Genomic DNA, 13791 nt, shown 5'->3' on the forward strand with positions numbered 1-13791 from the left:
TTTCCTGCGTGAATATGCTCCCGGATGTAATTCATCTACTTTTTTATACTGGTTCACACCGACCACCAGCTCTCTGAAATAGGGAAAAGCGACTACTTCGTCCGTTCATTGCTTTGCATTATGAAATTTTCATAAATATATCATATCCTATTTATGACTGTCAAGATTTGTTTTTTGTTGTGCCGCGGAACTTTTCGCTGTGCGGCAGGATCACTGCTTTTTCATCTACTTCGTCACTGGACATCAATTTCGTAAGCAGACGCATCGCTACCGCACCGATGTCATATAGTGGTTGTACGACTGTCGATAATTGAGGTCTTGTCATCAATGTCAATTTCGTATTATTGCTAGTGATGATCTCAAGGTCATCAGGAACACTGACACCAGCGTCAAGAGCGGCATTCAAGATACCTACACCTAGTTCGTCATCAGCTGCAATTACAGCGTTTGGTGTATGCGCAAGGTTGCTTAGTTCTTCCCAAGCTTTGACACCCGCTGCATAATTATAGTCCGCTTCTAATACATAAGTTTCGTCGTAGGCAATGCCAGCTTCTTCTAATGCATCTTTATAACCGCCCAGTTTCAGATCACGATTGACAGGCTCGTTTAAAGAACCGATCACAAAGGCGATCTTGTCGTGACCGTTTTCAATAAAGCGTTTTACAGCAGCTTTTGTTGCTTCCCGATAATCGATATTTACCGAAGCAAGTTTATTAGCTTGATCCACTGAACCGGCAAGTACGACTGGCGCTGGAGAACGGTCGAATTCTTCTTGCAGCTGTTCGGAAATACGTTCCCCCATATAAATGATCCCGTCCACTTGTTTCCCTAGCAATGTGTTCAGAACTTGAAGTTCTTTCATCTCGTTTTCATCCGAATTACTTAAAATAATATTATATTTATACATCGTCGCAATGTCTTCGATCCCGCGAGCTAATTCTGCATAAAATACATTTGAAATATCTGGGATGATAACACCGACCGTCGTGGTTCTCTTGCTAGCAAGTCCACGTGCTACTGCATTCGGGCGATACCCAAGTTTATTGATCACGTCTAATACTTTTTTTCTGGTCACAGGCTTTACATTCGGATTCCCGTTGACCACTCGAGAAACAGTTGCCATTGATACGTTAGCTTCACGAGCTACATCATAAATGGTCACATTCATCTCTATTCACTCTCCATTACCTAAAATTTATCTCCGTTTTGAAAACGCAAACAATATTGCTCTCACTATATAATACGATAGTTTTAAAGCTTATGCAATTTATTTCACTTTTTATTTTCATTAATTTTCATAGTATTTTAGCATGATTTAGACTACATCGTTCTAATAAAGTGATTGAAACTTTTATGTGCTATCGTTTAGCGAAAATAATGCACACATTTTTTCGTAAGCTTTGGATTTTTCCCGTCATCTTGGATGAGATAATCTAACAGAATCGCTTCCCGTTCTTCTTCGTGTTTTTGCATATTGAGCAATTTCGAAAGATAGTGATCCAAATGAATACGATAAGGATCAATAGCAAGTACTGGATAAAGTTCCAGATATTCTGCCGGAGCAGTGAAATAAGTAAAATCAATCAAATGAGTGATTTCATTTTCATCTAGTTGCGCAAAATCTGTTGAAACACAAATCTTTTCCGTGTGCTTTTTACTAAAATCCATCAAATGACAATATTCTTGTAGCGTTGGTAAATCATGCAGTTGCGGCATTGCTTTTGGAACAGAGATAAGCTCATCCAGATTTATTGGTTGGAGTCTTTTTTTATTTACCTCTCTGATTATTGACACAACAACGCATTCTAGCCATTCACGTTTTTGAAAAGCTGCTGTTGCTTTATGATGTCCATCCAATAAGCAGGCGTAAAACCCAACAAAATGTGTAGCAAAACCCCGCCCCATAAATGATTTTTCCTTATACTCTAAGATAGTCTGAGGCTCAAGGCTATCTTTTGATTGTGTAGGCACCAAAAAAGCTGGCTCCGACTCATAAGCAAAGGGTTCGTTTCCTTCTTGTCGGTAAAAAAGATCGACAGAAGCCGGGAAATTCTGGGAATCTGTCGGCAACTCCTGAAACCAATTTCCAGCACCGTCTGTTGGGATCAAATGCTTTACCTCCACTTGGTAATACCCACTTTTAAACAGCTTGAAGAGCGGCTCGCAAGCATGCAAAAGTGCCCCATAAGTGGAATATTCCTCATTCATTACTTGACGATAAAGCTCTGTTTCAGCGATGTGCACTTCCTTTCTGTCCATGTTTCCCAAGGCGAGCATTTTTTCGCAAGTTGGGCTACTATCGCTATTAGCTTCATTTTTGACCAGAGGCTGTCCATTAACCGAAATGGCGTGCCTGTCTTGTCTTATTATATGTGACCCATGCTTGACTTGGACAATCCATTTTTTATCGCTGGAAATAGTATCTTGCTTGAAATAAAAGACTTTTGGTTGTCTTTTCAAATACTTCATCTGGAACCTCCTTTCCATAAAAAAAACTGTGATCCTAGTATCGCTACAGGAATCACAGTTTGATCCTTATTCGATTAACGAACTACTTGCGGGGCAACTCGTGAATTCATAATATTGTCCCAGAAAGCATCGAATTCTGGAATATTCATTTGTTGGGCAGCATCAGACAGTGCTACTGCTGGATCTGGATGTACTTCCGCCATTACGCCGTCCGCTTCGATCGCTAAGGCAGCTTTCGCACATGGCAAGAGCAGATCTTTACGTCCAGTGGAGTGGGTCACATCAACCATTACTGGTAAATGGGTTTCTTTTTTCAAGATTGGAACAGCAGAAATATCCAGTGTGTTCCGGGTCGCTTTTTCGTAAGTGCGGATACCGCGTTCGCAAAGAATGATGTTTCCGTTCCCTTGCGACATGATGTATTCGGCTGCACCAATGAATTCTTCGATCGTTGCTGAAAGACCGCGTTTCAAAAGAATCGGTTTATTCACACGCCCAGCTTCTTTTAGTAATTCAAAGTTCTGCATGTTGCGGGCACCGATCTGGATCACATCGACATAGTCAAGTGCTGTTTCGATGTCAGCTGGTGTTACGATCTCGCTGATAACACTCAAGCCGAATTCGTCCGAAATCCGTTTCAAGATCTTCAGACCTTCTAAGCCAAGACCCTGGAAGTCATATGGGCTAGTACGCGGTTTGAATGCACCACCGCGGATAAGGTTCAAGCCCTTCCCTTTGATGGAAGCTGCTACAGCTGCTACTTGTTCATAAGATTCTACCGAACATGGTCCGAAAACAAAAACAGGTTCGCCATTACCGACTTTTAGGCCATTGACATCAACGATCGTATCCTCTTTTTTATTTTTGCGAGAAACAAGTAACGCTTTGGAATGATCTTCCTCTTGCAATTCCAAACCTGCTTTGAAGATCTCTTTAAAAATGTTTTGGATCGTTGCATCTTCAAACGGTCCTTTATTCGCTTCCACGATGTGGTTCAGCATTTCTCGCTCACGTAGCGGATCAAAGCGGAGCGATCCTTGGACACCTTTTATTTTACCAATTTCTTGGACTAGATTGCCTCTTTTATTGATGTTTTCTAGCAGTTCGATATTTAATCGATCTACTTCTGCGCGTAATTCTTCTAATCTGTCATTACCCATTTCTTGCTTCCACCTTTCATGAATGCTCTTTTGTTAACAATAATTATAAAGGAAAAGAAAAGATTTGTCACATATCTGCTTTTCTACTTAATCGCTTTTAAGCGTTAAAGCCTTTAAGTGCATAAATAATACTAACATGGATTTGCAAAGTTGACAAGTGATTTAAATGTTTGGTTGTAAAGTTTGGAGTGCCCATCCTTTATGTTTTACTTTTTTGATAGATGATCAGCATGGTATCTCGTTCAACGTTTTACAAATTATGTAAACGCTGCTTTATCATTTGTGCCGAGAACGACGACTACATAAACGGTGTAGGTTATCCATTTTCGGATCATCACTTGCACCTTGTATATATATTTTTAAGATTAACACAAGAAAGTACGAACTATTTATAGAGAAACACTAGATTTGATCAACGTAGACTGAAAAAGACCGCTTGCCATGGTGGCAAGCGGTCTCCTTCTGTTACTTAATTATTTTCTTTTCTAGCTTCTTTTAATTTTTTTTCAGCTTCTTTTTTTGCTTCTTGTACTTCTTTTTCAGCATCTTGCTTGGTTTGCTTTGCTTCTGAAGACACATCTTGGGCAGCATCTTTCGCATCTTTTTTAATGTTTTCTGCTGCTTCTTTAAAGCTTTCTTTATTTTCTTCTGCATTGCTAGAAATCGTATCTTTCACATTTTTACCTTGTTTCACAACTGTATCTGCTAATTTACCAGATTTATCTTTGACTACATCAACAAGTCCGCTAGCTGAATCCACGATTTTTTCTTTGCGGTCTTTAGCAGCATTACCGATTTCGATTCCTTTTTCATAGGCAACATCTTTCCATTGATTGCCCTTTTCTTTTAAGTTATCTACTTGGTCATTTAAATCTCCGCGTAGTTCTTTACCAGATTTTGGTGCTAAAAGTAATGCGACGGAAGCACCGATTGCTGCTCCGATAAATCCACCAATCAAAAAGTCTTTTGAATTAATACCATCTTTTTGTCCCATGTTTGTTACCTCCATATTCCTGATTTTTTAAATTTCACTTGCTTCTTCTGCTGCTTGTTTTGCAGCTTTTTTTGCTTTCATCTTATTACGGAACGACAGAATAGAATTACTAAAAGAAAGTGCTTGGGCAATTTTAGTATCATTCTGCTCTACTTTGTTTGTAGCAAGCTCAGCAAGTTCGCGAACGGATTTGCTAAGTCCGAACAAGGAAGTTCCGATATCGCCGACTGCATCAAATACAGGGTCGATTTTAGAAATTTTCCCGTTCACATCTTCCAGCAATACATTTGTTTTATCAAGCAGATTCGTTGCCTGCCCGGTTATTCCCTGTACTTCCACTGTGATCTTATCTAGAGATCCTTTTACCTCGTCTAAAGTTTGCGACGTTGATTTTAATGTTTTTCCTAAGTAAATAGCAATGATGAGTAATGCGATTGCGGCAATTAATGCGGCAATATATAAAATAGCTATCATCTATCCACACCTCCGTTTTCTTAATTCTTACCCTCTCTTAGAATATGTAAAACTTGCTGTCAAAAAAATTATGCAAATAATGGCTCCAGAATTAGGGTTATATACATTCTACCAATTATACCTCTAAATGAAAACTAAAACGGTAACAACATTGCAATTCTTACTTTTTCGCGTAAAATAGATAGAGAAATCTCATTTTACTATTTAGGGAGGAACAAGGGAATGAAAGATCCACGTATTCAAAAATTAGCACATAATTTAATTCATTATTCCGTAAAACTAGGCAAAGGCGAGAAAGTATTGATCGAGAATTTCGGTGTGCAAAAAGAACTCGTTGCTGCATTAGTAGAAGAAGCTTATGGCGCAGGCGGTCTGCCGTTTGTATCTTTAAAAGAACCAGAGATCGATCGCGCGCTCTTACTTGGTGCAACTACATCGCAATATGAAAAAATCGCTACGTTTGAAGCAAATGTTATGAAAGAAATGGACGCTTATATCGGCTTGCGTGCTGGTGGCAATATTAGTGAGCTCTCCGATGTGCCCGCTGACAAACTAAAAATAAACGGCGGAACGGTTGGCAAAATGCATACAGATATTCGTGTCAAACAGACCAAGTGGGTCGTACTTCGCTACCCAACTTCTTCGATGGCACAATTGGCTAAAATGAGCACCGCAGCATTTGAAGATTTCTATTTTGACGTATGTACATTGGATTACAGCAAAATGGGCGAAGCAATGGAAGCCTTAGTCGATCTGATGAATAAGACGGATAAGGTCAGATTGACCGGTCCGGGAACAGATCTAGCTTTCAGTATCAAAGATATCCCTGCTATCAAGTGTGCCGGCGAACTGAATATTCCTGATGGTGAAGTTTACACAGCACCTGTTAGAGACTCGATCAACGGAACATTGACATATAACACCCCTTCTCCTTATCAAGGTTTTACTTTTGAGCAGATCTCTTTCACCTTTAAAGACGGCAAGATCATAGAGGCGACCGCAAACGATACGGACCGCATCAATAAAGTACTCGATACAGACGAAGGCGCACGTTATATCGGCGAATTTGCGATCGGTGTCAATCCTTATATCCACGAACCGATGCAGGATATTCTTTTCGATGAAAAAATCGAAGGCAGTTTCCATTTCACACCTGGACAATGCTACGATGATGCATTCAACAGCAACCACTCCGCTATCCACTGGGACATCGTCAACATTCAACGTCCAGAATACGGAGGCGGCGAGATCTATTTCGACGACGTTCTTATCCGAAAAGATGGATTGTTTGTATTACCGGAATTAGAGGCGTTGAATCCAGACCGACTTATTTAAACAGAAAAAGCCAAGCGAGTGAATCGCTTGGCTTTTTTAATTTCAGATACTGATATTCACATTTTTATTTTCTAATACTTTTTCATAGGCGGCCTGGAATTTCTGCACATCTCCTGCTCCCATGAATAAGATCACAGCTTCTGGATAGCGTAGCAATTCTTCCGTATGCGCTTCTTTGATAATGTGGTTTCCTTTTGTTTTAGCAGCTAAGTCGCCGATCGTTAGTTTTCCAGTTTTTTCACGTGCTGAACCGAAAATATCACAGAGATAAACTTCATCTGCCAAATTCAAGCTTTCCGCAAAACCTTGTAAGAATGTCTGCGTCCGGGTAAAAGTATGTGGTTGGAATACAGCTACTACTTTTTTATCTGGATATTTTTGGCGTGCAGCATTGATCGTCGCCCGAATCTCAGAAGGATGATGCGCATAGTCATCTACCAATACTTGATTTCCTTTTTCAGAAATAGAGAAGCGGCGTTTGACTCCTTCAAACGTCTTCAAACCTTCAATGACCGATTTCATAGGCAGACCTTCATAGTCTGTCAAAGCAATAACGCTTAGAGCGTTCATCACATTGTGATCTCCATAAGTAGGAATTTCAAACGTGCCAAGCTTTTGGTCGAAATGATACGCATCAAAGACTGTTCCTGTCGTCTTTTTGATAACATTTTTCGCGATAAATTCGTTATTTTCTCCAAAGCCAAAGTAAACGATCGGAATATCTAGATCCAAGCGACGTAATTGTTCATCATCACCAAGGGCAATGACAGCTTTTTTCACTTGCGAACCCATTGTTTGGAACGCATCAAAAACATCATCTACACTTTTGAAATAATCCGGATGATCCCAATCAATATTCGTCATGATCGCATAGGTAGGCGAATAAGCTAGGAAATGGCGTTGGTATTCACACGCTTCCAAGGCAAAGTATTCCGCACCCTTTGTTCCGCTACCTGTTCCATCCCCGATCAGATAAGAAGTCGGCTTTATCCCTTCTAGGACATGCGATAAAAGACCGGTCGTGGATGTTTTTCCGTGAGAACCGGTAATTGCGATGCTTGTATAGTTTTCAATAAATTGTCCCAAAAATTTGTGATAGCGGATAACTGTCAGACCAAGTTCTTTTGCTTTTACGATTTCTTCGTGTGTGTCGGGAAAAGCATTCCCGGCAATGATCGTTTGTCCTTCTTGGATGTTTTCTGCGGAAAACGGTAAGATCTTGATACCCTTTTCTTCCAATGCTTTTTGAGTGAAAAAATATTTATCGATATCGCTTCCTTGTACGTTTAAGCCTTTATCAAATAGAATCTGTGCTAAAGCACTCATCCCAGAGCCTTTTATTCCTACAAAATGATAGATTGTCATTATTATATACCTCCGTTAACTATTTCTGGAAGAGGTTGTCTAAAATAGTATGGTAATGGTTGAATCAGCTAACTATTCGTATTCATTTCTTTTCTAGACATCATCTTTTTTACTACGTCTTCTTTTAGAGTTCTCTTTTTGCAATCCTAAATTATTATAGCACCTTTCCCGCTTTTAGAAAAACCTTTGGGCAAAAATCCGTCATTGGTCGCATATAAATTATAAAAAATAGTTTACTGCTCGATTTCTCTTAATTTTGCCAGTTGATCACGAGTGATGATCACATCGCGTGGCTTGGTGCCATTTGTTCCGGAAACGATTTGCTGAGCTTCAAGTGCTTCCATCAATCGCGCCGCGCGGTTATAACCGATACGGAAATGTCGCTGCAACAACGATGTCGATGCAGCATTTTGCGATAAAACAAATTCGCAGGCATCATCAAATAACTCGTCGGTGTTTTCTTTATCGACTGCTTTTGCTAATAATTCTTCTTGCTCAAAAAGATAATTCGGCTCTCCTTGGTTACGGACATGAGCAACGACGGCATCGATCTCTTCATCGCTGACAAAAGTTCCTTGGAGGCGTACTGGCTTATTCGTGCCGTTCGCAAGGAATAGCATGTCCCCTCTTCCAAGTAGTTTTTCTGCTCCGCCGACATCTAGGATCGTCCGCGAATCGATCTGGGAAGAGACCGAGAAAGAAATACGTGTCGGAATGTTCGCTTTGATCAATCCAGTAATCACATCTACGGATGGCCGCTGCGTTGCGACAATCATATGAATCCCGCAGGCTCTTGCTTTTTGAGCGATACGGCTGATTGCTTCCTCGACATCACTTGGAGCAACCATCATTAAATCTGCTAATTCATCAATCACAATCAAAATGTACGGTAATTTTTCTCCGGTATGATCTGGGTGGCTGGCATATTCATTATATTTTTCCATATTGCGGACGCCAGTATGGCTAAATAGCTGATAACGTCTTTCCATTTCTTCTACGGCCCATTTGAGCGCCGCTGTTGCCGCTTTGGCATCTGTGATCACAGGGCTTACCAAATGCGGAATGTGATTATACGGAGCCAGTTCAACCATTTTCGGGTCGATAAGCAACAACTTCAATTGATCAGGCGTTGCTTTGTAAAGCAAGCTGACTAGCAATGAATTGATACAAACACTTTTCCCCGAGCCGGTCGCCCCAGCGATCAGACCATGCGGCATCTTCTGCAGATCCGTCAAGATCGGTTCACCAGAAATATCTAATCCCAACGCTGCCGTTAACGGTGAAGCGGCATTTTGGAAATATGGAGTGCCCATGATCTCAGAGAGCATGACCGGTCTGCTTTGCGGGTTTGGAATCTCGATCCCGACTGTGCTTTTCCCCGGAATGGGCGCTTCGATCCGAATATCTTTTGCCGCTAAGTTCAATTTGATGTCATCTGATAGATTCGTGATCTTACTGACTTTGACACCTTTTTCCGGCTGCACTTCGAATCGTGTTACAGCTGGTCCCTGCGTACGATCAACTACTTTTGCCTGAACATTGAAGTTTTCAAAAGTCTCGTCTAATAATAATTGTTCATCATCAAGCCATGCTTCATCTTTTGCACTGAAAACAGGTGGATTAAGTAATTCTTCGGATGGGAAATAATATCCCGACATCGCTTCGCTAGTTACGACTTCCGTTTGGATGGCTGGTTCCGGCGATGCGGGTTCCGGCTTTTTTTCAAGTTTTGTTTTATCACGGTTGATCATCATCACATTAAAAGGAATATGGGTTTTTTTCGACTTTTGCTCACGAGCGGCAGAATGCTGTGCTTGGGTTTCAACTTTTTCTTCTTGTTGCTCTAGACTTTCTTCCTTTTCGGGCTCTATAGTGGCTTCTGTTGCTTCTGAAGGTGCTTCTGGTTCTGACTCGAGTTGCTGCTCTTCTAAAACGGCCGGTTCTTCTATAATAGGTGCTACCATTTCAGTCGGCTCTACTACAGATTCGCTAACCATAGCTGATTGTGTGAGTTCAGGCTCTGGCTGATGCGTGACTTCCTGCACTTCGGCTTCTGCTTGTATTTGGGCATCTAAGTGCGCATCAAAGGAAACGGAAGCAGTTTCTGCTTGCAATTCAGTATCAACAGGGCTGATTTGAATATCTTCTGCGATTTCCTCCTGCACAGTTTCTACTTTGGTATCCGAAAGACCAAATTCAAATTTACTTGGCCGTTTTTGGAAAGCAAAAACTGGTGAAGGAACATCCGTGGCAGCAAACGGCTTTTTAGAAACGGGTTCTGAAGGCGCTTCGGCTTCCTTTATCTTATGTACTGGTTCTGTCTGGCGGTAAACAGGCGCTGAACTCGCCTCTTGCTGCTGAACGCCATCAGGTATTAAGGGGAAACGAAATTCACCCTTCGGATATTGATAGGTCATTTTCGCGCTGACAGCCCGGTTTTTTTTCGGTTTTGGCACTGGGTTGCGGCGAATGATCGGCTGCGCCTCCTGCCTTATACTTTGTTGGTTGAAAGCCGCTTTTTTGGGGGCGGCTGGTGATTGATTCTGTTGTTTACTTACTTGTATTGGTTGTTCCTGCTCGTTTTTTGTTTGTTTTTTTTCGGCTTTTTCTTCTGGCGTTTCTTCCAAATCACCAAAGAAAAATTCTTTAAACCATCCCATTCTATATCACACCTAAACATAAATTCTTATTTAATAGATTCATTATACATGAGATAGCAGCATGACGAAACGGCGATAAGTTTTTGTTAACCTTTGATTGAAAGGATAAAATAAATGCAATAATAACATATATTGTATACAATATATAGCGCGAAAAAGGCTTAGAACGGCCATTCCGTTCTAAGCCAATTGTTTTCTAAAAGGAAACAGGAAATGCAGCACCAGTTTCATAGCCGTCTTCCAACACTAAGATCCCTTTTTCTTGCGGCGCATTTGGGATCGCTAACTCTCTTGCTGCACACAGCATTCCAAAGGAGTCTACACCACGTAGGTTGGACGGTTTAATAACAAGTCCACTAGGCATCACCGCGCCGACTTTGGCAACCACGACTTTTTGACCCGCTTCGACGTTCGGAGCGCCACAGACGATCTGCAGCTCTTCCTCCCCTACCGCCACTTTACAAATACTAAGTTTATCTGCGTTTGGATGTTTTTCTTTTTCAGCTACATATCCAACTACGAACTTCGGTGACAAATCAACTTCTAATTCGTCTTCAAACCCAACCTTGCGAATAACTTCATTTAGTTCCGCTACCAGTTTCTCCGTCAATTCTACTGGACCATCTTTTTCTGCTTTAAAAAACGAGGATGCTTCAAAAAAATTGTATCCTGCTAATTCATTTGTTTTTTCTCGGTAGATTCGAGCCACATTCCCTTTTCGTTCAAAGGATTGTTCTGTCAATGGGACATCCATCGTTTCCACAATCAGCACATCCCCTACCCCTTTTGCATTATAAAAAGCATTTACTATCACGTTTTATTCCTCCGTCTTTCTATTTTTCGCTAGTATAAATATCGGTTCTAGTTTACCATCATTATAAACAAATGACAACGACGTGATCGGCATCATTCCCTCAGCAAAAAATTGCATCGTCACATGCGCCATGACATCATAGCCGCTTTCATCGCGAATATCGCCAATGATCAGTACATCTTGATGCGGAACCGCCAAGACCATTTCGCCAGTCAGATCCGCGCGCATTTTCGCAAGGTAATCATGATTTAAGATTCTGCTGGCATCGTAACCATCATTCATGCGAACAAAATAAAAATCATTCGCGCCGACGCTATCTTTTTTCACTTCCACCGGTAATTTGTTCACATTCGCTAGCGCGTGCTTTCGGATCACTTCTATCGAGATCGCCTCATCTTGCAGTTGTTTCTGAGTAATGAATTTATACGAGCGTCCAAGATCCAATACATAGAAAATGGTTGTTTCCGCAGTGTGTTCGTCCACCGCCAACAGTTCACCCTGTTTTGTCTTTCGAGGAAAAGAAGTGGAACGAATCACCGGAAAGATTTTCGTTTCATTGCCGTTCAATTGAATTTCGTGGCCGGAAGCGCGCAACCCTTCTTCGACATAATAACGAATTTTTTCCAGCGCCCGTCCGCCCTCTTCTTCCCAATTCCCAATAATCGTCGGTAGCGTCAAAACGACAGAAGCGCTTCCCTGCTCAACACTAAGTGTGTCTTTCTCGCGATCAAATCGAAACGTTCGCTTTGGATCAGCCAGGAGCGCCTCTAATTTTTCTTTCATTAGGAAAGCGGTCATTTTCGCGATATTAATCCCCTCCCCTGCTTTGCTATTTGCTTAAATGGCTTGTAAAAAATCATTGATTTCTTCTTTTGTTTTTCGATCTTTGCTGACGAAACGCCCAGCTTCCTCGCCATCTTCGTAGACAAGGAAACTCGGGATGCCGAAAATCGAGAGTTCCGCGCATAGATCAATAAACTGATCGCGATCCACTAAGTAAAAAGCAAAATCGCTGTTTTCTTGTTCGATTTCAGGCATAGCGGGTTCAATAAATTTACAGTCTCCACACCAATCTGCACTGAACATAAAAACCGCTCTCTCCTCTGCAGCAACTTGTCGAAATTGTTCGACCGATTCAATTCTTTTCATTTTCTTTCCTCCTTTTCCTGATACGTTCGGATCGATAAGCGTCGACCCCCGCGAAAACGACTATCAAAATCACAGCTATCCAACCAGTCATTAGCCAGCCGACCGAAGTTCCGGTCAGATAAGGGATCGCCAGCCAATGACCGATCGTCATCACTAAACAACTGAGCGCAAGTACGACACCCCAAGTCAAACTGGGATAACGAAAAGCTTTACGCATTATTTTTAATCGTTTCATATGTCGTCTTATCCAGCGTGCGAATAACTTTCACGATCATTTCTTTCGCCGCTGCATAATCATCCACATGCAAGATCGAATTAGTCGAATGGATATAACGGGATGGCACGCCGATCACCGCACTTGGGATACCACTAAGCGATGTATGAACTTTACCCGCATCTGTACCGCCAGGCGATACGAAATATTGATAAGGGATCTTGTTCGTTTCTGCTGTATCTAATAAAAACTCACGCATGCCGCGATGCATGATCATCGTCCGATCAAAGATACGCATCAAAAAGCCTTCACCAAGTTTGCCGAATTGCGATTCGTCGCCGGCGACATCATTGGCCGGACTCGCATCTAGCGCAAAGAAAATATCCGGTTTTACCAAATGCGCACTCGTTCCTGCACCGCGCAAGCCAACTTCTTCTTGGACATTCGCACCCGCCACTAATGTATTCGGCAGTTTTTCACCCGCCACTTCGCGAAGTAATTCGATCGCCAAGCCGACTCCATAGCGATTGTCCCAAGCTTTTGCCATGATTTTCTTAGGATTAGCTAGCGGCGTAAATTCGGATACCGGTACAATAAATTGTCCTGGTTTGATACCGATCTTCTCCGCATCTTCCTTGTCATCCGCACCAATATCGATCAACAGATTTTTCGGATCAGTCGGTTTGCTACGTTCCGCTTCCGTTAGCAAATGCGGCGGAACCGAAGCGACTACACCGATTACCGGTCCGTCAGCTGTCATCACTTGAACACGTTGCGCTTGTAGAACTTGCGGATTCCAGCCACCTAGCGTTTGAAAACGAAGCAATCCTTTAGACGTGATCTGCGTGACCATAAACCCAACTTCATCCATGTGTCCTGCTACCAATATCTTAGGCCCATCTTCCGCATCGCGGCGAACGCCAAAAATACCACCTAGTCCATCTTGGATAATTTCATCAGAAACTGGTTCGATCGCTTTGCGGACGTAATCGCGAATCCGAAACTCATCTCCAGAAGCTCCCTGTAATTCTGTTAGTTCTTGAAACATTTGCAGCGTTTCTTTTTCCACCATCATCATTCCTTTATTATATAATCACTTCTATTATAGCAAATCTTAACAAAAATAACCGCCCTTCTTGCTCATGGCAGTTATTCTT

General features: G+C 41.8%; 13 protein-coding genes and 1 other annotated feature (1 of these 14 cut by a window edge). Of the genes, 1 reads left to right on the plus strand and 12 read right to left on the minus strand.

Features of this window, described 5'->3' with window-relative positions; all coding sequences use genetic code 11:
- Positions 1 to 118, minus strand: a binding site (T-box leader) (it extends 94 nt beyond the left edge of the window).
- Positions 119 to 160: 42 nt separating this feature from the next.
- The 5 genes from ccpA to EL241_RS07800 form a co-directional block, all read right to left on the minus strand.
- The gene (ccpA, locus tag EL241_RS07780) at positions 161 to 1168 is read right to left on the minus strand and encodes a catabolite control protein A (protein ID WP_003755513.1); all 1008 of its coding nucleotides are present in this window, start codon (positions 1166 to 1168) and stop codon (positions 161 to 163) included.
- A 197-nt stretch (positions 1169 to 1365) separates the two neighbouring features.
- On the minus strand, positions 1366 to 2469 hold the full coding sequence (locus EL241_RS07785) for a hypothetical protein (protein ID WP_126320476.1): 1104 nt from the start codon (positions 2467 to 2469) through the stop codon (positions 1366 to 1368).
- A 74-nt stretch (positions 2470 to 2543) separates the two neighbouring features.
- Positions 2544 to 3629 (minus strand): bifunctional 3-deoxy-7-phosphoheptulonate synthase/chorismate mutase, encoded by a 1086-nt coding sequence (locus EL241_RS07790; protein ID WP_036103811.1) that lies wholly within the window; start codon positions 3627 to 3629, stop codon positions 2544 to 2546.
- A 469-nt stretch (positions 3630 to 4098) separates the two neighbouring features.
- On the minus strand, positions 4099 to 4623 hold the full coding sequence (locus tag EL241_RS07795; RefSeq protein ID WP_170166151.1) for a YtxH domain-containing protein: 525 nt from the start codon (positions 4621 to 4623) through the stop codon (positions 4099 to 4101).
- 27 nt (positions 4624 to 4650) lie between these two features.
- Positions 4651 to 5097: a DUF948 domain-containing protein gene (locus tag EL241_RS07800; RefSeq protein WP_126320478.1), complete on the minus strand. Its 447-nt coding sequence runs from the start codon at positions 5095 to 5097 to the stop codon at positions 4651 to 4653.
- A gap of 222 nt (positions 5098 to 5319) precedes the next feature.
- Here EL241_RS07800 and EL241_RS07805 point away from each other — a divergent pair, with 222 nt between their 5' ends.
- Entirely contained in the window at positions 5320 to 6432 is a 1113-nt protein-coding gene (locus EL241_RS07805) for an aminopeptidase (protein WP_036103803.1), read from the plus strand.
- A gap of 42 nt (positions 6433 to 6474) precedes the next feature.
- On the opposite strand, the gene murC is transcribed toward EL241_RS07805, so the two are convergent.
- The 7 genes from murC to EL241_RS07840 all read right to left on the minus strand — a co-directional run bounded on the left by murC (position 6475) and on the right by EL241_RS07840 (position 13703).
- Positions 6475 to 7797, minus strand: coding sequence for a UDP-N-acetylmuramate--L-alanine ligase (gene murC, locus EL241_RS07810; RefSeq protein WP_036103801.1), 1323 nt, complete (start codon positions 7795 to 7797; stop codon positions 6475 to 6477).
- Between the two features lie 233 nt (positions 7798 to 8030).
- Positions 8031 to 10457 (minus strand): DNA translocase FtsK, encoded by a 2427-nt coding sequence (locus tag EL241_RS07815; RefSeq protein ID WP_126320479.1) that lies wholly within the window; start codon positions 10455 to 10457, stop codon positions 8031 to 8033.
- A gap of 196 nt (positions 10458 to 10653) precedes the next feature.
- A complete protein-coding gene (gene ytpR, locus EL241_RS07820; RefSeq protein WP_036103792.1) occupies positions 10654 to 11271 on the minus strand; it encodes a YtpR family tRNA-binding protein in 618 nt (205 codons plus the stop codon).
- 3 nt (positions 11272 to 11274) lie between these two features.
- Positions 11275 to 12078: a DUF1444 domain-containing protein gene (locus EL241_RS07825; RefSeq protein ID WP_036103789.1), complete on the minus strand. Its 804-nt coding sequence runs from the start codon at positions 12076 to 12078 to the stop codon at positions 11275 to 11277.
- 30 nt (positions 12079 to 12108) lie between these two features.
- Positions 12109 to 12420: a thioredoxin family protein gene (locus EL241_RS07830; protein WP_036103786.1), complete on the minus strand. Its 312-nt coding sequence runs from the start codon at positions 12418 to 12420 to the stop codon at positions 12109 to 12111.
- A complete protein-coding gene (locus tag EL241_RS07835; protein ID WP_149023425.1) occupies positions 12407 to 12637 on the minus strand; it encodes a hypothetical protein in 231 nt (76 codons plus the stop codon). The genes EL241_RS07830 and EL241_RS07835 overlap by 14 nt, the downstream gene beginning before the upstream one ends.
- Complete coding sequence (locus EL241_RS07840; protein WP_036103780.1) at positions 12630 to 13703, minus strand: M42 family metallopeptidase; 1074 nt, start codon at positions 13701 to 13703, stop codon at positions 12630 to 12632. The genes EL241_RS07835 and EL241_RS07840 overlap by 8 nt, the downstream gene beginning before the upstream one ends.
- Positions 13704 to 13791 lie beyond the last annotated feature (88 nt).

This window comes from Listeria grayi, from assembly GCF_900638015.1.
Taxonomy (GTDB): domain Bacteria; phylum Bacillota; class Bacilli; order Lactobacillales; family Listeriaceae; genus Listeria; species Listeria grayi.